Raw genomic sequence first — 17,890 nt, 5'->3', positions numbered from 1 at the left:
CCTGTGAAAAGGCGTTCGGCGTCCGTCAGCCCTTGGCGGGCGACTCCGCACCGCCCGCGGGTGTGTCGACCGCCTCGTCGCCGAGGTCCGCGAACAGAGCGGCACCGCTCTCGCCCTCGGCGGTCCCGTCCTCCGGGTCGGCTCCGTTCCCGGCCTTGCCACCGGCCGGCTTGTCGCGCTCCGGCTCGACGATCTCCTCGCGCCCCGGGCGGAGCCGCGACGAGATCACGATGTAGGCGACGGCCAGGGCGAAGACGACGATCGCCGTCCAGACGTTCAGCCGCAGACCGAGGACGTGGTGCGCCTCGTCGACCCGCATGTACTCGATCCACGCGCGGCCCGTGCAGTACGCGGCGACGTACAGGGCGAAGGCCCGGCCGTGTCCGAGCTTGAAGCGACGGTCGGCCCAGATGACCAGGAGCGCGACGCCGATGCACCACAGCGACTCGTAGAGGAAGGTCGGGTGGTAGATCCCGGCCTCGCGGTTCGCGCCGGCGCTGATCTCCAGGCCCCAGGGCAGGTCGGTCGGCTTGCCGTACAGCTCCTGGTTGAACCAGTTGCCCCAGCGGCCGATGGCCTGGGCGAAGGCGATACCGGGCGCGATGGCGTCGGCGTACGCAGGGAGCGGGATGCCGCGGCGGCGGCAGCCGATCCAGGCGCCGACCGCGCCGAGGGCGATGGCGCCCCAGATACCGAGGCCGCCCTCCCAGATCTTGAAGGCGTCGACCCAGTTCTCACCCTCGCTGAAGTACAGCTGGTAATCGGTGATGACGTGGTAGAGCCGGCCGCCGACGAGGCCGAAGGGCACCGCCCAGACGGCGATGTCGGCCACGGTGCCGGCTTTGCCGCCCCGGGCGATCCAGCGCTTGTTGCCGTACCAGACGGCGACGAAGACACCGAGGATGATGCAGAAGGCGTAGGCGCGCAGCGGAACCGGTCCGAGGTGGAGGACACCGGTCGACGGGCTGGGAATGAAGGCAAGGTCCATGGCAGGACCGACGCTACCTTGCCGGGTGGGCGTCACGGCAGCCCACCCGGCAACGTCTGAGTAACTAAGAGGATCGAACAAGAGGGTCGGCCGAGCGGATCGGCCCGGAGGGTCGAGCCGAGCGGATCCGGCCCCGGGGAGGTCAGCCCGCCGACGGCGAGGCCGTGCCCGCCGTCTTGCCCTTGTTGGCCTCGGCGACCCACTTCTTCAGGTTCTCCGGGGAGATCTGCTCGCTCCCCTTCTGCGGGAAGATCGATTCTCCGTTCAGGAGCACCGAGGGCGTGCCCTGGAAGTTGCCCTTCTCGAAGGCCTGGTTCGACTTCCCGACCCAGCTGTCGTGCGTGCCGTCCTCGACACAGCTGCGGAAGTCCGGCGTGTCGAGGCCTGGCACCTTCGCCGCGAGCTCGATCAGCTTGGCGTTGTCCCCGAAGGTGTCGTCGGTCTCCGGCGGCTGGTTGATGTACAGCGTGTCGTGGTACGCCGTGAACTTCCCGGCGTCCTGGGCGCACGCGGCCGCGTTCGCCGCGCGCAGCGAACCGTTGCCGCCCATGTTCCGGTCGATGAGGGTGGCGAGGTGGTACTCCGTCTTGAGCGCGCCGGAGGCCTCCAGCTCGTGGATGGTGTCCCGGAACGCGTTCTCGAAGGAGGCGCACGCCGGGCAGCGGAAGTCCTCCCAGATCGCGAGCGTCGACGGGGCGTCCGACGTCCCCGTGGGGATCGCGGGCTTGTCCCCTTCGACCGCGCCGGTCGGGGCGACGACCGGGCCCGCCTTGTCGGAGCCGCCGTCCTTGCCGCCGGTGTTGGCGGCGATCACGCCGACGACCGCGGCCAGGCCGAGGACGCCGACGACCGCGGCCGACACGATCAGGACGCGCCGCTGCTTGTCGCGGGCCTTGTCGCGCTCGCGCTGCTGCTGGAGCCGCTCCCGCGCACTCCGATTACCGTTACCGTCACTGTTCTTCTTGCTCACGTCCGGAGCAACGAACCGGGGAGGCGCGGACGCGCCTCCCCGGTCACAGATCCACCCGATCGGGCTACGAAACTCGACGGACGCCCTCGGCGAGTTCGCCCGCCAGTTCCCTTACGGCGGCGAGTCCGGCGGCCTCGTCGTCGGCGTCGAGCATCCGCTTGACGAACGCGGAGCCGACGATGACGCCGTCGGCGAAGGCCGCGACCTCCTTGGCCTGTCCGGCGTTGGAGACGCCGAGGCCGACGCAGACCGGCAGATCGGACGTGGCGCGGGTACGGCGGACGAGGTCGGCCGCCTCGGCGCCGACGGACTCGCGGGTGCCGGTGACGCCCATGAGCGAGGCGGCGTAGACGAAGCCGGAGCCGGCGGCCGTGATGGTGGCGAGCCGCTCGTCCTTGCTGCTGGGGGCGACGACGAAGACGGTCGCGAGACCGTGCTTCTCGGCGTGCTCACGCCACAGGCCGGACTCCTGGACGGGCAGGTCCGGCAGGATGCAGCCGGTACCGCCGGCCGCGGCCAGCTCCTCGGTGAACCGCTCGACGCCGTAGCGGTCGATGGGGTTCCAGTACGTCATGACCAGGACGGGCTTCCCGGTGGCCGCGAAGGCCTCCCGCACCGTCCGCATGACGTCGGCGATCCGGACGCCGCCGCGCAGGGCGATGTCGTCGGCGGTCTGGATGACGGGGCCGTCGAGGACCGGGTCGCTGTGCGGGAGACCGACCTCGACGATGTCGGCGCCGCCGTCGAAGACGGCCTTGACCGCCTCGATGCCGCCGTCGACGGTCGGGAAGCCGGCCGGGAGGTAGGCGATGAGCGCGGCGCGGTTCTCGGACTTGGCCTTCGCCAGGGTGTCGCTGAGCAGCTGGATGTTCCCGGTCGTCACTTCGTGTCCCCCTCGGTCCCGTCGTACAGCCCGAAGTAGCGGGCCGCCGTGTCCATGTCCTTGTCGCCGCGCCCGGAGAGGTTGACCAGGAGCAACCCCTCGGGGCCGAGCTCCTTGCCGATCTCCAGGGCCCCGGCGAGCGCGTGCGCGGACTCGATGGCCGGGATGATGCCCTCGGTACGGGAGAGCAGCCGCAGGGCCTGCATGGCCGCGTCGTCGGTGACGGCGCGGTACTCGCCGCGTCCGGTGTCCTTGAGGTACGCGTGCTCCGGGCCGATGCCCGGGTAGTCCAGGCCGGCCGAGATGGAGTACGGCTCGGTGATCTGGCCCTCGTCGTCCTGGAGGACGTACGACCGCGAGCCGTGCAGGATGCCGGGCTCGCCGGCGGTGAGGGTGGCCGCGTGCTCGCCGGTCTCGACGCCGTGGCCGGCCGGCTCGCAGCCGATGAGGCGGACGTCGCTGTCCGGGATGAAGGCGTGGAAGAGCCCGATGGCGTTGGATCCGCCGCCGACGCAGGCGACGGCCGCGTCGGGGAGGCGGCCCGCGCGCTCCAGGATCTGGCGGCGGGCCTCGACGCCGATGACGCGGTGGAAGTCGCGGACCATGGCGGGGAACGGGTGCGGTCCGGCGACGGTCCCGAAGAGGTAGTGCGTACGGTCGACGTTGGCGACCCAGTCGCGGAACGCCTCGTTGATGGCGTCCTTGAGGGTGCGGCTGCCGGACTTCACCGGGATGACCTCGGCGCCGAGGATGCGCATCCGGGCGACGTTCAGCGCCTGGCGCTGGGTGTCGATCTCGCCCATGTAGATGGTGCATTCGAGCCCGAAGAGGGCGCACGCGGTGGCGGTGGCGACCCCGTGCTGGCCGGCGCCGGTCTCGGCGATGACCCGGGTCTTGCCCATGCGCTTGGTGAGCAGGGCCTGCCCGAGCACGTTGTTGATCTTGTGCGAGCCGGTGTGGTTGAGGTCCTCGCGCTTGAGGAAGACCCGGGCACCGCCCGCGTGTTCGGCGAACCGGGGGACCTCGGTGAGGGCGCTCGGGCGGCCGGTGTAGTTGACCATCAGGTCGTTGAGCTCGCGCGCGAACTCGGGGTCGGCCTTGGCCTTGTCGTACTCGACGGCGACCTCGTCCACGGCGGCGACGAGGGCCTCCGGGATGAACTTGCCGCCGTAGGCGCCGAAGTAGCCCTCGGCGCTCGGAACCTGACCGTCGAGGTCGGGAAGGAAGAACTCGCTGGACATGCGACTGCTCCTCGCGGGGCGAACGCCCCGATGACGTGCTGGGTGATGGTCACGTTATGCGCGCGACGAGCTCACGTACGGCAACGCCGTGTGCCGTGACGGCAACGCCATAGCCGTCCCGGCCGCCACCGCCCCCCGTTGTGGGCAGTCGTTCCGCTGGGGCGGAACGGGTGGGCACAACGGAACGGCGCCCTTGCCGGGCCCAGGCTCCCGGTCCCTACGGTGCCCACAGGTGCGGGCGCCGCGTCGTGCGGGGGGCCAGGGAGCGGACGCGCCCGCGGGGGGGGCGCCGTCCCGTGTGCCCACCCGTCCCGCCCTGCGGGACGATTGCCCACACGGGGGGGTGGGTTGCTCTAGGTGAAGTCGCGCACGAGGCGCTCGCGCCATCGCATGCCGTTGACCTGGCCCGGCTCGCTGCCGATCACGTACCGCACACGGCGCCCGTGGACCCGCCGCGCCGGCGCGCGGCAGCCGCGCGGGCGGCAGCCTCGGGCGAGCGGGGCGTGGGCGGGCGCGGCGGCGGTACGGAGCCGGGTGCGCATCGCGCGCGTCGTCACCGCGGCCGCGCCGAACCCGCCCGGGGCGGCGAGGCCCCGGGTGAGCGGCGACGTGACGCGGTACGAGGTCATGGCGGGGTCAGCCCCGCCCGTGGCGCAGGGCCGGGTGGGCGCCGGCGGCGACGAGGTCGGCGACTGCGGACTTCGGGTCGCGGCCGGTCACGAGGGACTCGCCGACCAGGACCGCGTCGGCGCCGGCGTTGGCGTACGCGATGAGGTCGTGCGGCCCGCGGACGCCGGACTCGGCGATCTTGACGATGCCGGCCGGGATCTCCGGGGCGACCCGCTCGAAGGTGGAGCGGTCGACCTTGAGGGTCTTGAGGTTCCGCGCGTTGACGCCGATGATCCGGGCGCCCGCGTCGACGGCGCGCTCGACCTCGTCCTCGTCGTGGACCTCGACCAGCGGCGTGAGGCCGATGGACTCGGCGCGCTCGATGAGGGAGACGAGGGCCTCCTGCTCGAGGGCGGCGACGATCAGGAGCGCGAGGTCGGCGCCGTAGGCCCGGGCCTCCCACAACTGGTACGCCGTGACGATGAAGTCCTTGCGCAGCACCGGGATGTCGACCCGGGCGCGGACGGCCTCCAGGTCGGCGAGCGAACCGCCGAAGCGGCGCTCCTCGGTGAGCACGGAGATGACGGCGGCGCCGCCCGCCTCGTAGTCGGCGGCGAGACCTGCCGGGTCGGCGATCGCGGCGAGTGCGCCCTTGGACGGGCTGGAGCGCTTGACCTCGCAGATCACGGTGACGCCCTCGCCGCGCAGTGCGGCGACGCCGTCCTTGGCCTGCGGCGCCTTGGCGGCGCGCTCCTTGAGCTCGTCGAGGGAGACCCGCGCCTGCCGCTCTGCGAGGTCGGCGCGTACGCCTTCGATGATCTCGTCGAGCACACTCACGCGAGAGGCCCCCTTCCGGGACGGTGATGGTGACGGTCGTGTGGATGAACCAGGTTCAGCCACGTCGATGGTATCCGCCCGAGGGCCCGGGACCCGCATCCGGCCGACGTGCGTCCCATCTGCTGGGACTTCCCCGGAGGGGTCATGGGGCGAGCGCGGAGCCGAAGGGCAGGTTCCGTACGACGCTGAAGAGGGCGAGAACGGCGCCGATCCCCCAGGCCCGGGCGGGGCTGATCGCGATCCTCATGGGCACGGCGCGTACGGCGCGAATCAGCCACACGGCCATGAGGACGGCGAAGAGGCCGTAGCCGACGACGGCGAGGGCGTTGGCGCCGAAGGCGGCGGGGAGGTCGCCGTGGATGAAGGCGTGGGCGCTGCGGAGGCCGCCGCAGCCGGGGCAGTACAGGCCGGTGAAGCGGAGGAGCGGGCAGACGGGATAGTGCCCGGGTTCGTTGGGGTCGACGGCCCCGACGTACGCGAACGCGGCGGCGACACCGGCGAGCGTGCCGAGCGGCGCGAGCAACCGCACCCCGAGCGCCCGAGGCGCCCGCAGGGGCGCCTGAGGCGCGAACGGGCCCCCAGGAGCGCCCACGGGCGCGTACGGGCCGTCCGCGCGCACGGGAGCCCCGGACGGCACCGGAGCCGGCCTCAGGCGCTCCGGGGCCTGCCCGGGCGGCACCGGAGGCGGACCGGGCGGCACCGCGGCCGGGCCCGGACGCGCCGAAGCCTCACACGGCGGCACCGAAGCCCCGCCGGGCTGGTCCGTGGCGGGTTCGTCGTGCTTCGCGGGCGTCGGCTTCGGGTTCACGCGGTGATTGTCGCGCCTGACGCGCGAAGGCGCAGCCCGGCCCCGCCGGACTGCGCCTTCGCGCGTGTCGTGTGTGCCGCTGCCGTCAGGCGCGTGCCTTCAGCGTCGCCGCCTCGCGGGCCGCTGCGACCGCCGCCGACTCCTTCGGCATGCCCATGCCCGCCACCCTCATCGCCAGGCCGATCACACCGCCGAGGACGACGACGGCCATGCCGGCCCAGAAGCCGGCCGTGTTGGCGGCCACCATGAAGACTCCGGCGATGCAGAAGCCGATGAAGGAGATGATGACACCGGTCCAGGCGGCCGGGGTGTGTCCGTGGGCGCTGCCCGCCATGAGTTGCTCCTCGTTGCTGTTGCTCGGTGGTGGCTCGAAGGTGAGGTCTCGCGTGCGCGGACACTCGTGGTTCATTGTCCCGCACACAGGGGCGCGAGGATGAATCGGGGTGGCCCGACGATCACGCGTCGTGTCCGCCGCGGGCACCCGAGGCGCGTGCGACCCCGGGGTCAGTCCTCGCGGGTCGGGTCCTCGCCGCGGTCCAGGGCCTTCCACAGGTCCTCGGGCCGGTCCGTCGCCGCCGCCGTGCGGGGCGTGGGGCGCCCGGCGCGCGGGGCGCCCGCACGCTCGTAGCGGCCGCCCATCGCCGGCCAGCTCGTGCCGAACCGCAGCGCGAGCAGCCCCGCGACGAGGATCAGCAGCGCGCCGCCGGCCGTGACGTACGGCCAGGCGGAGTGGGTGAGGTGGGCGACCGTCGCCGAGGTGTCGCCGGAGATCCGGGCGGCCTCCGCGTCAAGGGCGCCGCTGTCGGACGCGCCGAGGAACGCGGCCACCGCCGCGCCCGCGCCGCTGAGCGCGAGCAGGCCGGCGACCAGGGTGCGTCCGGTGCGGCGGACGGCGAAGACGGCGACGAGCGCGGCGAGGCCGACGATCGCGAGCGCCGTCGGTACGCCCGTGACGGCGCCGCCGTCGGCCTCGACGGGCACCGTGCCGCCGCCGACCGACGCCGTGCCCTGGGCCCAGATCTGGCCCGAGGACAGCAGGACGACGGTGGCGCCGAGGGCGCCGAGGAGGAGAGCCGCGGCGAGGCTGCGGCGGCCGCCGGGCGCGGCGGCGGCGCCGCCCGCGCGAGCGGCTCGGGGCTGGGGTACGGGAACAGCACTCACGTACCCCACTATCCCTTACGCCGTCATGACGCGTTCATCCGGTTGGCGGTGTGGACGGCGCGGAGCACCGCGGCGGCCTTGTTCCGGCACTCGTTGTCCTCGGCGACCGGGTCGGAGTCGGCGACGACACCCGCCCCGGCCTGCACGTACGCGGTGCCGTCGCGCAGCAGGGCGGTACGGATGGCGATGGCGGTGTCGGAGTCGCCGGCGAAGTCGAGGTAGCCGACGCACCCGCCGTACAGTCCGCGCCGGGACGGCTCCAGCTCCTCGATGATCTGCATCGCGCGCGGCTTCGGGGCGCCGGAGAGCGTGCCGGCGGGGAAGCAGGCGGTGAGGACGTCGAAGGCGGTGCGGCCCTCGGCGACCTGTCCCGTGACGGTCGAGACGATGTGCATGACGTGCGAGTACCGCTCGATCGACATGAAGTCGACGACCTCCACCGAGCCGGGCTCGCAGACCCGGCCGAGGTCGTTGCGGCCGAGGTCGACGAGCATCAGGTGCTCGGCGCGCTCCTTGGGGTCGGAGAGCAGCTCCTCGGCGAGGTCGTGGTCCTCCTGCGGGGTGGCGCCGCGGTGCCGGGTGCCGGCGATGGGGTGGACCATCGCCTGCCCGTCCTCGACCTTGACCAGGGCCTCGGGGCTGGATCCGACGACGTCGAAGCCGTTCTCGAAACGGAAGAGGTACATGTACGGGGACGGGTTGGTGGCCCGCAGCACCCGGTAGACGTCGAGCGCCGAGGCGTGGCAGGGGGTCTCGAACCGCTGCGAGGGCACCACCTGGAAGGCCTCGCCCGCCCGGATCCGCTCCTTGATGTCCTCGACGGCGTCCTGGTAGGCCGGGCCGCCCCAGAGCGCCGAGAACTCCGGCAGTTCGGAGGGCGGGAGGGCGACGGGAACGGAGGCGACGGGGCGGGCCAGGTCGGCCTCCATCGCGTCGAGCCGGGTGACGGCGTCGGCGTACGCCTCGTCGACGCCGGTCTCCAGGTCGTTGTGGTTGATCGCGTTGGCGATCAGCAGGACCGAGCCGTCCCAGTGGTCCAGGACGGCGAGGTCGCTGGTCAGGAGCATGGTCAGTTCGGGCAGCTCCAGGTCGTCGCGGGTGGAGTCGCCGATGCGCTCCAGGCGGCGGACGATGTCGTAGCCGAGGTAGCCGACCATGCCTCCGGTGAACGGCGGCATGCCCGAGGCGAGGTCGCGCGGGGTGTGGAGGGTCTCGACGGTGGCGCGCAGGGCGGACAGCGGGTCGCCGTCGGTGGGGACGCCGACGGGCGGGGTGCCGAGCCAGTGGGCCTGCCCGTCCTGGACGGTGAGGGTGGCGTCGCTGCGGACGCCGATGAAGGAGTAGCGCGACCAGGAGCGGCCGTTCTCGGCGGATTCGAGGAGGAAGGTGCCGGGGCGCTCGGCGGCGAGCTTGCGGTAGAGCGCGACCGGGGTGTCGCCGTCCGCGAGGAGCCGGCGGCTGACGGGAATCACACGGCGGTCGGCCGCCAGCTTGCGGAAGGTCTCGAGATCCATGGCGCCAGACCCTACTTGCCCAGGGGCAGGACGTCGGCGTCGAAGCAGGTCCGCGCGCCGGTGTGGCAGGCGGCCCCCACCTGGTCGACCTTGACGAGCACGGTGTCGGCGTCGCAGTCGAGGGCGACGGACTTGACGTGCTGGACGTGGCCGGAGGTGTCGCCCTTGACCCAGTACTCCTGGCGGCTGCGGGACCAGTAGGTGCAGCGGCCGGTGGTGAGGGTGCGGTGGAGGGCCTCGTCGTCCATCCAGCCGAGCATCAGCACCTCGCCGGTGTCGTACTGCTGGGCGATGGCCGGGACGAGTCCGTCCGGGCTGCGCTTGAGGCGGGCGGCGATGGCCGGGTCGAGATTGCTGCTCATGGGGCCATTGTGCCGTGGGCCCGGGGTATGCCCAGGTGGGCGTCCACTGGGCGGACCGCGGTCCGCGGTCGTACGCTGGCGGGCATGTCGACCCATGCCAAGCGTGAACGCCTTCTGCTCGCCGACCTGTTGGAGGCGGCCGGGCCCGATGCTCCGACGCTCTGCGAGGGCTGGCGGACCCGGGATCTCGCGGCCCATGTGGTGGTGCGCGAGCGCCGCCCGGACGCGGCCGCGGGAACGGTCGTACCGGCGCTGAAGGCACGGCTCGACCGGGTGCAGGCGGAGTTCGCGGAGAAGCCGTACGAGGAGCTGATCCAGCTCATCCGTACGGGGCCGCCGCGGATGTCGCCGTTCACCATCAAGCAGGTGGACGAGGGGGCGAACGTCGTCGAGTTCTACGTCCACACGGAGGACGTACGGCGCGCCCAGCCCGACTGGTCGCCGCGCGAGCTCGACCCGGTCTTCTCGGACGCGCTCTGGTCCCGCCTGGAGAAGGGCGCCCGTCTCCTCGGCCGCAGGGCCCCGGTGGGCCTGGTGCTCCGCCGCCCGAACGGTCAGACGGCGGTCGCGCACAAGGGCACCCCGGTGGTGACGGTCTCCGGCGAACCGGGCGAGCTGACCATGTTCGTCTTCGGCCGCCAGGACGTGGCGAAGGTGGAGCTGGACGGCGACCAGGACGCGATCGAGCGCCTGCACGACACCAAGCAGCTGGGGATCTAGGCGGTACCCGGGCGCTTGCCGCCCGGGAGCTCCGCCCGGCGCAGGGCGGTCACGGACAGGCCGTACACCCCGCCCAGCGCGCAGATCGCCGCGCTCGCCACGAACACCGGGCCGAGGCCCCACAGGCCGACCGCCGCGCCCGTGAGGGGGTAGCTCAGCGGGGCGAGGCCCAGGCTGACGAAGCTGGTCACCGCCGTCACCCGGCCGAGGTACGCGGGGTCGCACTCGGTCTGGGTGAGCGCGCCGCACAGGGCGCCGCTGAGCCCCGCGAGCAGGCCCACGCAGAGCGCGAGGGCCACGGCGAACGGCAGCTCGGGCACGTACGCGAGGGCGCCCAGGGAGGCCGCGCCGAGGGCGATCGTCCAGCCCAGGACCGCCCCGGCGCGGGGTATTCGGCCCCGCACGGTCAGCAGCAGGGACGCGGCGCCCGCTCCCGTACCGAATCCGGCGAGGACCCAGCCGATGCCCGAGGCGCCCCAGCCGCGCGCGTCGGCGAGGAGGGCGAGGCCGACGTTGAGGGGGCCGACGAAGCCGAGGTCGCTGAGCGCAACGACGATCATCAGCGGGCCGAGGACGCGGTGCCGGCGAAGGTAGCGCAGGCCGTCCGTGAGGTCGCGCAGGGCCGTGCCGTCACGGGACGGCCCGCCGCCCGGCAGCGGGGCGATCCGCAGCGCGAGGAGCAGCGGCAGGGAGGCCGCGAAGAGGAGCCCGGCGACTCCGAACGCGGCGGCCGGCCCGCCGAGGGCGACGGCGAGGCCGCCGAGCGGGGCGCCGAGGACGAGCGCGCTCCGCTGAGCGAGGCCGCGCATGCCCTGGACCCTGGCGAGCTGGTCGCGGGCGGCGATCCGGGGCGGAAGGGCGCCGACGGCCGGCAGGAAGAGGGCATCGACGGTGCCGAAGACGAGGGCGACGGCGGCGAGCACCCAGAGGGTCGGGCTGCTCAGCAGGAGCAGTCCTGCCACGCCCAGGACGACGAGGCAGCGGACGGTGTCGGAGACGAGGACGACGCGGCGCGGTCCGAAGCGGTCGGCGATCACTCCCCCACCGAGCATGAGCAGCGCGCGCGGGACGGCGCTGACGGCCATGACGAGCCCGGCCTGGGCGGGCGTGCCGCTGCGGACGGCGGTCCAGGAGAGGGCGAGGTAGTAGACGCTGTCGCCGAGGGTGGAGGCGGAGTACCCGCCGAGCCAGCGCAGGACGTTGCCGTCGCGGTGGGCGGGGACGGCGGCGGGCAGGGACGCGGTGGCCGTCATGAGCGGTAGGGGAAGCCGTGGAGGTGGACGGCCACGTTCTCGCGGCCCTCGGTGTCGCCGGCGGCCTCGGCGGCCCGGGCGCGCTGGTCGTGCTTCCTGAGGACCGCCTCCAGCTCCTGGCCGAGGTCGGTGAGTTCGGCGGCGGTCATGCGGGGCAGCCACTCGGCGCTGACGGAGGCCGAGCGCCACTCGGGCGACCAGGTGAGCCGCTCGTCGAGGAAGCGCTCCAGGAGCGAGGCGCGCTGGTCGTTGATCGCGCGGCCGAGGGCGTCGCTCGCGGCGATCAGCTCGGGGGCGCCGCGCATGTCCTCGTCGTGGATGCTCAGCCCGTACGAGCTGGGCCGCCACCAGCGCTCGCGCCCGTCCGCCGACTGGGTCTCCGCCTCCTCGATGAGCCCGTGGTCGGCGAGCTTGCGCAGGTGGTAGCTGACGAGTGAGACGGCCTCGTCGACCTGGTCGGCGAGCTGGGAGGCGGTGGCCGTACGGGCCACGAACAGGGCTCGGTAGAGCCTCATGCGCAGCGGGTGCGAGAGGGCCTTGAGGGTGCCGAGGTCGGTGATCCGGCGACTGTCGGGCGAGGTCATGGAACGACCGTAGATGCGAAAGAAAACTTGCGCAAGAGAAATTGCACAACCAATCTTGCGCAACTGATCCTGCGTATCTGGTCTTGCGCATCCGACAGCATCCGGCAAAGAGAAAGGCCCCCGCCGGACGAACCGGCAGGGGCCCACGCCTGAGACGAGTCAGCGGACCGGGTGGCCCGCCTCCCGCAGCGCGCCCTTGACCTCGGAGATCCGCAGGTCGCCGAAGTGGAAGACCGACGCGGCGAGCACCGCGTCCGCGCCCGCCTCGATGGCCGGCGGGAAGTCGGCCAGCCTGCCCGCACCGCCCGACGCGATCACCGGCACGGTCACGTGCTTGCGCACGGCCGCGATCATCTCCGTGTCGTAGCCGTCCTTCGTGCCGTCCGCGTCCATCGAGTTGAGCAGGATCTCGCCCGCGCCCAGCTCGGCGGCCCGGTGGGCCCACTCGACGGCGTCGATGCCGGTGCCCTGGCGGCCGCCGTGCGTCGTCACCTCGAAGGAGCCCGAGGCCGTGCGGCGGGCGTCCACCGAAAGCACGAGCACCTGGCGGCCGAAGCGCTCCGCGATCTCGCGGATCAGCTCGGGCCGGGCGATGGCCGCCGTGTTGACGCCGACCTTGTCGGCACCGGCGCGCAGCAGCTTGTCGACGTCCTCCGCCGAGCGCACCCCGCCGCCCACGGTCAGCGGGATGAAGACCTGCTCGGCGGTGCGGCGCACCACGTCGTAGGTCGTCTCCCGGTTGCCGGAGGAGGCGGTGATGTCGAGGAAGGTCAGCTCGTCGGCGCCCTCGGCGTCGTACAGCTTCGCCATCTCGACGGGGTCGCCCGCGTCCCGCAGGTTCTGGAAGTTGACGCCCTTGACGACCCGGCCGTTGTCCACGTCCAGGCAGGGGATCACCCGTACGGCGAGAGTCATGACGCCTCACTCCTGTACGCCTCGACCTCGACCTCGACGACCAGACTCGGGTCGACGAAGCCGGACACGATGATCATCGAGGCGGCCGGGCGGACGGCGTCGAACAGCTCCTTGTGGGCGCGGCCGACCTCGTCCACGTCCCGTGCGTGGGTGATGTACATCCGGGTCCGTACGACGTCCTGCGGGCCGAGGCCGAGCTTCTTCAGGGCGTCGAAGGCCACGTTGAAGGAGTTGATCGCCTGCTCGTACGGGCCTCCGCCGGCGATCTGGCCGCCGATCACCGACGTACAGCCGGCGACGAGGACCAGGCCGTTCGGCAGCTCCACCGCGCGGGAGTAGCCGAACTGCTCCTCCCAGGGCGCGCCGGTGACGACCTTCTTCACGCCGTCGGTCATACGGCAGCCACCGCCTCCAGCGCTTCCTCCAGGGTGAACGCCTTGGCGTACAGCGCCTTGCCGACGATCGCGCCCTCGACGCCCAGCGGCACGAGGCCGGACAGGGCGCGCAGGTCGTCCAGGGACGACACGCCGCCGGAGGCGACGACGGGCTTGTCGGTGGCCGCGCAGACGTTCTTCAGGAGCTCCAGGTTGGGGCCCTGCAGGGTGCCGTCCTTGGCGATGTCGGTGACGACGTAGCGGGAGCAGCCCTCGGAGTCGAGGCGGGCGAGCGTCTCGTAGAGGTCGCCGCCGTCGCGGGTCCAGCCCCGGCCGCGGAGCGTGGTGCCGCGCACGTCGAGGCCGACGGCGATCTGGTCGCCGTGCTCGGCGATGACCTTGGCGACCCACTCGGGGGTCTCCAGGGCGGCGGTGCCGAGGTTGACGCGGGTGCAGCCGGTGGCGAGGGCGGCGGCGAGCGAGGCGTCGTCGCGGATGCCGCCGGAGAGCTCGACCTTGATGTCCATGGCCTTGGCTACCTCGGCGATCAGCTCGCGGTTGTCGCCGGTGCCGAAGGCGGCGTCCAGGTCGACCAGGTGCAGCCACTCGGCGCCGGAGCGCTGCCACGCGAGGGCTGCCTCGAGCGGGGAGCCGTAGGAGGTCTCCGTACCGGACTCGCCGTGCACGAGACGGACGGCCTGGCCGTCACGGACGTCGACGGCGGGAAGGAGTTCGAGCTTGCTCACAGCGTTCCGATCCAGTTCTTCAGCAGCTGGGCTCCGGCGTCGCCGGACTTCTCGGGGTGGAACTGGGTCGCCCACAGCGCGCCGTTCTCGACGGCCGCGACGAAGGTCTCGCCGTGGGTGGCCCAGGTGACCTTGGGGGCCCGCATGTTCGGGTTGCCGACCTCCAGGGTCCACTCCCGCACTCCGTAGGAGTGCACGAAGTAGAACCGGGCGTCGGCGTCGAGGCCCGCGAACAGCTCGCTGTCCTCGGGCGCGTCGACGGTGTTCCAGCCCATGTGGGGCACGATCGGGGCCTTCAGCGGCTCGACCGTACCGGGCCATTCGTCCAGACCCTCGGTCTCCACGCCGTGCTCGATGCCACGGGCGAAGAGGATCTGCATGCCGACGCAGATGCCCATGACGGGGCGTCCGCCGGAGAGCCGGCGGTCGACGATCCACTCGCCACGGGCCTCCTTGAGGCCCTTCATGCAGGCGGAGAAGGCGCCGACACCGGGGACGAGGAGTCCGTCGGCGTTCATGGCCCTGTCGTAGTCGCGGGTGATCTCGACGTCGGCGCCGACGTGGGCGAGGGCGCGCTCGGCGGAGCGGACGTTTCCGAAGCCGTAGTCGAAGACGACGACCTTCTTGGACGGGCTCACAGTGCTCACTCCCAGATTCCCTGGATCCGCAGGACGCCCGCGACCAGGCACATCACGGAGGCGACGGCGAGGAGGACGATCACGCCCTTGGGCAGCTGCTGCTTGGAGAAGGAGTACACACCGCCGGCGAGGAAGAGCCCGACGACGATGAGGATGGTGGAGAGGCCGGTCATGGAGTTAGAGCGCGCCCTTCGTGGAAGGCAGGATGCCGGCCGCGCGCGGGTCGCGCTCGGAGGCGTAGCGCAGGGCCCGGGCCAGCGCCTTGAACTGGCACTCCACGATGTGGTGGGCGTTGCGCCCGTACGGCACGTGGATGTGGAGCGCGATCTGGGCCTGCGCGACGAAGGACTCGAAGATGTGCCGGGTCATCGTCGTGTCGTAGGAGCCGATCATCGGCGCCATGTTCTCGGGCTCGGTGTGCACCAGGTAGGGACGGCCTGAGAGGTCGACGGTGACCTGGGCGAGCGACTCGTCCAGGGGGACGGTGCAGTTGCCGAAGCGGTAGATGCCGACCTTGTCGCCGAGCGCCTGCTTGAAGGCGGCGCCGAGGGCGAGGGCGGTGTCCTCGATGGTGTGGTGCGAGTCGATGTGCAGGTCACCGTCGGTCTTGACGGTGAGGTCGAAGAGCCCGTGGCGGCCGAGCTGGTCGAGCATGTGGTCGTAGAACCCGACGCCGGTGGCGACATCGACCTTGCCGGTGCCGTCGAGGTCGATCTCGACGACGACGGAGGTCTCCTTGGTGGTGCGCTCGACTCTGCCAACGCGGCTCATGAGCTCTGCTCCTTCTTCAACTGACGGACCGCGTCGAGGAACGCGTCGTTCTCTTCAGGGGTGCCGGCGGTGACCCGCAGCCAGCCCGGTACGCCGTTGTCCCGGACCAGGACGCCCCGGTCGAGGATCTTCTGCCAGGTCTCGTGGGAGCCCGCGGCTCCGTCGAAGCGGCCGAACTGGACGAAGTTGGCGTCGGAATCGGTGACCTCGTAGCCGATGGCGCGCAGCTCGCCGACCAGGCGGTCCCGCTCGGTCTTGAGCTGTTCGACGTACCCGAGGAGCGTATCGGTGTGCTCCAGGGCGGCGAGGGCGGTGGCCTGCGTGACGGCGGACAGGTGGTACGGCAGGCGTACGAGCTGCACGGCGTCGACCACGGCCGGGTGGGCGGCCAGATAGCCGAGGCGAAGCCCGGCGGCGCCGAATGCCTTGGACATGGTGCGGGAGACGACGAGGTTCGGGCGGCCCTCGATCAGCGGCAGGAGCGAGTCCCGGTGGCTGAACTCGACGTACGCCTCGTCGACGACCACCAGCGAGGGCTTGGCGGCCTGGGCGGCCTCGTAGAGCGCGAGGACCGTCTCGGCCGCGACCGCCGTGCCGGTGGGGTTGTTGGGCGAGGTGATGAAGACGACGTCGGGACGGTTCTCGGCGATCGCCTTCTCGGCCGCCTCGACGTCGATGGTGAAGTCCTCGTTGCGCGGTCCCGAGATCCAGCCCGTGCCGGTGCCGCGCGCGATGAGCGCGTGCATCGAGTACGACGGCTCGAAACCGATGGCCGTACGGCCGGGGCCGCCGAAGGTCTGCAGCAGCTGCTGGAGGACCTCGTTGGAGCCGTTGGCCGCCCAGACGTTCTCGACGGCGACGGGGTGCTTGCCGGTACGGGTGAGGTAGCGGGCGAGCTCGGTGCGCAGCTCGATCGCGTCCCGGTCGGGGTAGCGGTTGAGGCCGCGGGCGGCCTCGGCGACCCGCTCCGCGATCCGGGCCACCAGGGGCTCGGGCAGCGGGTAGGGGTTCTCGTTGGTGTTCAGCTGGACGGGGACGTCGAGCTGGGGCGCGCCGTACGGGGACTTGCCGCGCAGCTCGTCCCGGATCGGAAGATCGTCAATACCGGTCACTTGCTCTCAGGCACCTTCCATCCGAACCGCGCCTTGAGCGCGGCGCCGTGCGCGGGCAGGTCCTCGGCCTCGGCGAGCGTGACCACGTGGTGGGTGACGTCGGCGAGGGCGTCGCGGGTGTAGTCCACGATGTGGACGCCGCGCAGGAAGGACTGGACGGACAGGCCGGAGGAGTGGCAGGCACAACCGCCGGTGGGCAGCACGTGGTTGGAGCCGGCGCAGTAGTCGCCGAGGGAGACCGGCGCCCAGGGGCCGACGAAGATCGCGCCCGCGTTGCGGACGCGGTCGGCGCGGGCGGCGGCGTCGGCGGTCTGGATCTCCAGGTGCTCGGCGCCGTACGCGTCGACGACCTTGAGGCCGTCCTCCAGGTCGTTGACGAGGACGATCGCGGACTGCTTTCCGGCCAGGGCCGGGACGATCCGGTCGTCGATGTGCTTGGTGGCGGCGACCTGGGTCTTCAGCTCGGCCTCGGTGGCGGTGGCCAGTTCCTCGGAGTCGGTGACGAGGACGGCGGCGGCCATCGGGTCGTGCTCGGCCTGGCTGATGAGGTCGGCGGCGACGTGCACGGGGTCGGCGGTGGAGTCCGCGAGGATCGCGATCTCGGTCGGGCCGGCCTCGGCGTCGATGCCGATGCGGCCGGTGAAGTACCGCTTGGCGGCGGCGACCCAGATGTTCCCGGGGCCGGTGACCATGTTGGCGGGGGCGCAGGACTCGGTGCCGTACGCGAACATCGCGACGGCCTGGGCGCCTCCGGCGGCGTACACCTCGTCGACGCCGAGCAGCGCGCACGCGGCGAGGATCGTCGGGTGCGGCAGACCGCCGAACTCCTTCTGCGGCGGGGACGCGAGCGCGACGGACTCGACGCCCGCCTCCTGCGCCGGGACCGCGTTCATGATCACGGAGGAGGGGTAGACGGAGCGGCCGCCGGGCGCGTAGAGACCGACGCGCTGGACGGGGATCCACTTCTCGGTGACGGTGCCGCCGGGCACGACCTGGGTGGTGTGCGTCGAACGGCGCTGGGCGCGGTGGACGATCCGGGTGCGCCGGATGGACTCCTCCAGGGCCTCCCGGACGGCCGGGTCGAGCTGCTCCAGGGCCCGGGCGATCGCCTCGGCGGGCACGCGCACGTGCTCCAGGGTCACACCGTCGAACTTCTCCGCGTACTCGACCAGCGCCGCGTCGCCCCGATGATGGACGTCCTCGCAGATGGGCCGCACCTTCTCCAGGGCGGCTTCCACGTCGAACTCGGCACGGGGCAGCAGGTCGCGCAGTGCGCCACCCTCGGGGAGGGCGTCGCCGCGCAGGTCGATACGAGAGATCACGGGTCAATTCTCGCAGACGCCCCACAAGCGTCGGACGCCCGTATCACTGGCTGATACGAGCCACTCTGGCGTCTTGTCGCCA

The 17,890-nt window shown here is 72.3% G+C and carries 22 protein-coding genes; 1 reads left to right on the top strand and 21 read right to left on the bottom strand.

Annotated features, from left to right (window positions below; genetic code table 11):
- Nucleotides 1-25 precede the first annotated feature (25 nt).
- From lgt to hisI, 11 genes are all read right to left on the bottom strand, one after another.
- Nucleotides 26-988, bottom strand: a complete 963-nt coding sequence (lgt, locus tag ACWCO8_RS30960; RefSeq protein WP_451035019.1) for a prolipoprotein diacylglyceryl transferase — start codon at nt 986-988, stop codon at nt 26-28.
- A 142-nt stretch (nt 989-1,130) separates the two neighbouring features.
- Nucleotides 1,131-1,958, bottom strand: a complete 828-nt coding sequence (locus tag ACWCO8_RS30955) for a DsbA family protein (protein WP_451035018.1) — start codon at nt 1,956-1,958, stop codon at nt 1,131-1,133.
- A 64-nt stretch (nt 1,959-2,022) separates the two neighbouring features.
- Nucleotides 2,023-2,841, bottom strand: a complete 819-nt coding sequence (gene trpA / locus ACWCO8_RS30950; protein ID WP_451035017.1) for a tryptophan synthase subunit alpha — start codon at nt 2,839-2,841, stop codon at nt 2,023-2,025.
- Entirely contained in the window at nt 2,838-4,082 is a 1,245-nt protein-coding gene (gene trpB, locus ACWCO8_RS30945; protein ID WP_451035016.1) for a tryptophan synthase subunit beta, read from the bottom strand. Before trpB ends, trpA begins: the two co-directional genes overlap by 4 nt.
- 353 nt (nt 4,083-4,435) lie before the next feature.
- Nucleotides 4,436-4,624, bottom strand: coding sequence for a tryptophan biosynthesis modulator TrpM (gene trpM, locus ACWCO8_RS30940; RefSeq protein ID WP_362016048.1), 189 nt, complete (start codon nt 4,622-4,624; stop codon nt 4,436-4,438).
- 94 nt (nt 4,625-4,718) lie between these two features.
- Nucleotides 4,719-5,528 carry an indole-3-glycerol phosphate synthase TrpC gene (trpC, locus tag ACWCO8_RS30935; protein WP_362015968.1) on the bottom strand — a complete coding sequence of 270 codons (810 nt, stop codon included), beginning with the start codon at nt 5,526-5,528 and terminating at the stop codon, nt 4,719-4,721.
- A gap of 142 nt (nt 5,529-5,670) precedes the next feature.
- Nucleotides 5,671-6,147 carry a DUF2752 domain-containing protein gene (locus tag ACWCO8_RS30930; protein ID WP_451035058.1) on the bottom strand — a complete coding sequence of 159 codons (477 nt, stop codon included), beginning with the start codon at nt 6,145-6,147 and terminating at the stop codon, nt 5,671-5,673.
- A 274-nt stretch (nt 6,148-6,421) separates the two neighbouring features.
- Nucleotides 6,422-6,670 (bottom strand): HGxxPAAW family protein, encoded by a 249-nt coding sequence (locus ACWCO8_RS30925; RefSeq protein WP_451035015.1) that lies wholly within the window; start codon nt 6,668-6,670, stop codon nt 6,422-6,424.
- Nucleotides 6,671-6,840: 170 nt separating this feature from the next.
- Complete coding sequence (locus ACWCO8_RS30920) at nt 6,841-7,506, bottom strand: TIGR02234 family membrane protein (RefSeq protein WP_451035014.1); 666 nt, start codon at nt 7,504-7,506, stop codon at nt 6,841-6,843.
- A 14-nt stretch (nt 7,507-7,520) separates the two neighbouring features.
- On the bottom strand, nt 7,521-9,011 hold the full coding sequence (locus ACWCO8_RS30915) for an anthranilate synthase component I (protein ID WP_451035013.1): 1,491 nt from the start codon (nt 9,009-9,011) through the stop codon (nt 7,521-7,523).
- An 11-nt stretch (nt 9,012-9,022) separates the two neighbouring features.
- Nucleotides 9,023-9,373 (bottom strand): phosphoribosyl-AMP cyclohydrolase, encoded by a 351-nt coding sequence (gene hisI / locus ACWCO8_RS30910; protein WP_345692165.1) that lies wholly within the window; start codon nt 9,371-9,373, stop codon nt 9,023-9,025.
- 84 nt (nt 9,374-9,457) lie between these two features.
- Here hisI and ACWCO8_RS30905 point away from each other — a divergent pair, with 84 nt between their 5' ends.
- Nucleotides 9,458-10,093, top strand: a complete 636-nt coding sequence (locus ACWCO8_RS30905; protein WP_451035012.1) for a TIGR03085 family metal-binding protein — start codon at nt 9,458-9,460, stop codon at nt 10,091-10,093.
- On the opposite strand, the gene ACWCO8_RS30900 is transcribed toward ACWCO8_RS30905, so the two are convergent.
- The 10 genes from ACWCO8_RS30900 to hisD form a co-directional block, all read right to left on the bottom strand.
- The gene (locus tag ACWCO8_RS30900; protein WP_451035011.1) at nt 10,090-11,346 is read right to left on the bottom strand and encodes an MFS transporter; all 1,257 of its coding nucleotides are present in this window, start codon (nt 11,344-11,346) and stop codon (nt 10,090-10,092) included. The genes ACWCO8_RS30905 and ACWCO8_RS30900 overlap by 4 nt on opposite strands.
- The gene (locus ACWCO8_RS30895; RefSeq protein WP_451035010.1) at nt 11,343-11,930 is read right to left on the bottom strand and encodes an ArsR/SmtB family transcription factor; all 588 of its coding nucleotides are present in this window, start codon (nt 11,928-11,930) and stop codon (nt 11,343-11,345) included. Before ACWCO8_RS30895 ends, ACWCO8_RS30900 begins: the two co-directional genes overlap by 4 nt.
- A 159-nt stretch (nt 11,931-12,089) precedes the next feature.
- Nucleotides 12,090-12,845, bottom strand: a complete 756-nt coding sequence (gene hisF / locus ACWCO8_RS30890; protein ID WP_362015952.1) for an imidazole glycerol phosphate synthase subunit HisF — start codon at nt 12,843-12,845, stop codon at nt 12,090-12,092.
- A complete protein-coding gene (locus ACWCO8_RS30885) occupies nt 12,842-13,240 on the bottom strand; it encodes a RidA family protein (RefSeq protein WP_362015950.1) in 399 nt (132 codons plus the stop codon). The genes hisF and ACWCO8_RS30885 overlap by 4 nt, the downstream gene beginning before the upstream one ends.
- Nucleotides 13,237-13,965 (bottom strand): bifunctional 1-(5-phosphoribosyl)-5-((5-phosphoribosylamino)methylideneamino)imidazole-4-carboxamide isomerase/phosphoribosylanthranilate isomerase PriA, encoded by a 729-nt coding sequence (gene priA, locus ACWCO8_RS30880; RefSeq protein ID WP_362015948.1) that lies wholly within the window; start codon nt 13,963-13,965, stop codon nt 13,237-13,239. The genes ACWCO8_RS30885 and priA overlap by 4 nt, the downstream gene beginning before the upstream one ends.
- On the bottom strand, nt 13,962-14,603 hold the full coding sequence (gene hisH, locus ACWCO8_RS30875; protein WP_362016044.1) for an imidazole glycerol phosphate synthase subunit HisH: 642 nt from the start codon (nt 14,601-14,603) through the stop codon (nt 13,962-13,964). The genes priA and hisH overlap by 4 nt, the downstream gene beginning before the upstream one ends.
- 5 nt (nt 14,604-14,608) lie before the next feature.
- Nucleotides 14,609-14,776, bottom strand: a complete 168-nt coding sequence (locus ACWCO8_RS30870) for a hypothetical protein (protein ID WP_362015946.1) — start codon at nt 14,774-14,776, stop codon at nt 14,609-14,611.
- A 4-nt stretch (nt 14,777-14,780) separates the two neighbouring features.
- Complete coding sequence (gene hisB, locus ACWCO8_RS30865; protein WP_158986436.1) at nt 14,781-15,374, bottom strand: imidazoleglycerol-phosphate dehydratase HisB; 594 nt, start codon at nt 15,372-15,374, stop codon at nt 14,781-14,783.
- The gene (locus tag ACWCO8_RS30860) at nt 15,371-16,486 is read right to left on the bottom strand and encodes a histidinol-phosphate transaminase (protein ID WP_451035009.1); all 1,116 of its coding nucleotides are present in this window, start codon (nt 16,484-16,486) and stop codon (nt 15,371-15,373) included. The genes hisB and ACWCO8_RS30860 overlap by 4 nt, the downstream gene beginning before the upstream one ends.
- The gene (hisD, locus tag ACWCO8_RS30855) at nt 16,483-17,808 is read right to left on the bottom strand and encodes a histidinol dehydrogenase (RefSeq protein WP_451035008.1); all 1,326 of its coding nucleotides are present in this window, start codon (nt 17,806-17,808) and stop codon (nt 16,483-16,485) included. Before hisD ends, ACWCO8_RS30860 begins: the two co-directional genes overlap by 4 nt.
- Nucleotides 17,809-17,890 lie beyond the last annotated feature (82 nt).

It is taken from the genome of Streptomyces sp. NPDC001927 (assembly GCF_053594455.1).
Note: the sequence above shows the minus strand (reverse complement) of the source record. Positions and strands in the feature narration are given on the sequence as shown.

Coding starts and splice junctions, on each gene's coding strand:
- lgt (WP_451035019.1), bottom strand. CDS start 988: ATGGACCTTGCCTTCATTCCCAGCCCGTCGACCGGTGTCCTCCACCTC.
- trpB (WP_451035016.1), bottom strand. CDS start 4,082: ATGTCCAGCGAGTTCTTCCTTCCCGACCTCGACGGTCAGGTTCCGAGC.
- trpM (WP_362016048.1), bottom strand. CDS start 4,624: ATGCGCACCCGGCTCCGTACCGCCGCCGCGCCCGCCCACGCCCCGCTC.
- ACWCO8_RS30925 (WP_451035015.1), bottom strand. CDS start 6,670: ATGGCGGGCAGCGCCCACGGACACACCCCGGCCGCCTGGACCGGTGTC.
- ACWCO8_RS30915 (WP_451035013.1), bottom strand. CDS start 9,011: ATGGATCTCGAGACCTTCCGCAAGCTGGCGGCCGACCGCCGTGTGATT.
- hisI (WP_345692165.1), bottom strand. CDS start 9,373: ATGAGCAGCAATCTCGACCCGGCCATCGCCGCCCGCCTCAAGCGCAGC.
- ACWCO8_RS30905 (WP_451035012.1), top strand. CDS start 9,458: ATGTCGACCCATGCCAAGCGTGAACGCCTTCTGCTCGCCGACCTGTTG.
- ACWCO8_RS30900 (WP_451035011.1), bottom strand. CDS start 11,346: ATGACGGCCACCGCGTCCCTGCCCGCCGCCGTCCCCGCCCACCGCGAC.
- ACWCO8_RS30895 (WP_451035010.1), bottom strand. CDS start 11,930: ATGACCTCGCCCGACAGTCGCCGGATCACCGACCTCGGCACCCTCAAG.
- hisF (WP_362015952.1), bottom strand. CDS start 12,845: ATGACTCTCGCCGTACGGGTGATCCCCTGCCTGGACGTGGACAACGGC.
- ACWCO8_RS30885 (WP_362015950.1), bottom strand. CDS start 13,240: ATGACCGACGGCGTGAAGAAGGTCGTCACCGGCGCGCCCTGGGAGGAG.
- ACWCO8_RS30870 (WP_362015946.1), bottom strand. CDS start 14,776: ATGACCGGCCTCTCCACCATCCTCATCGTCGTCGGGCTCTTCCTCGCC.
- hisB (WP_158986436.1), bottom strand. CDS start 15,374: ATGAGCCGCGTTGGCAGAGTCGAGCGCACCACCAAGGAGACCTCCGTC.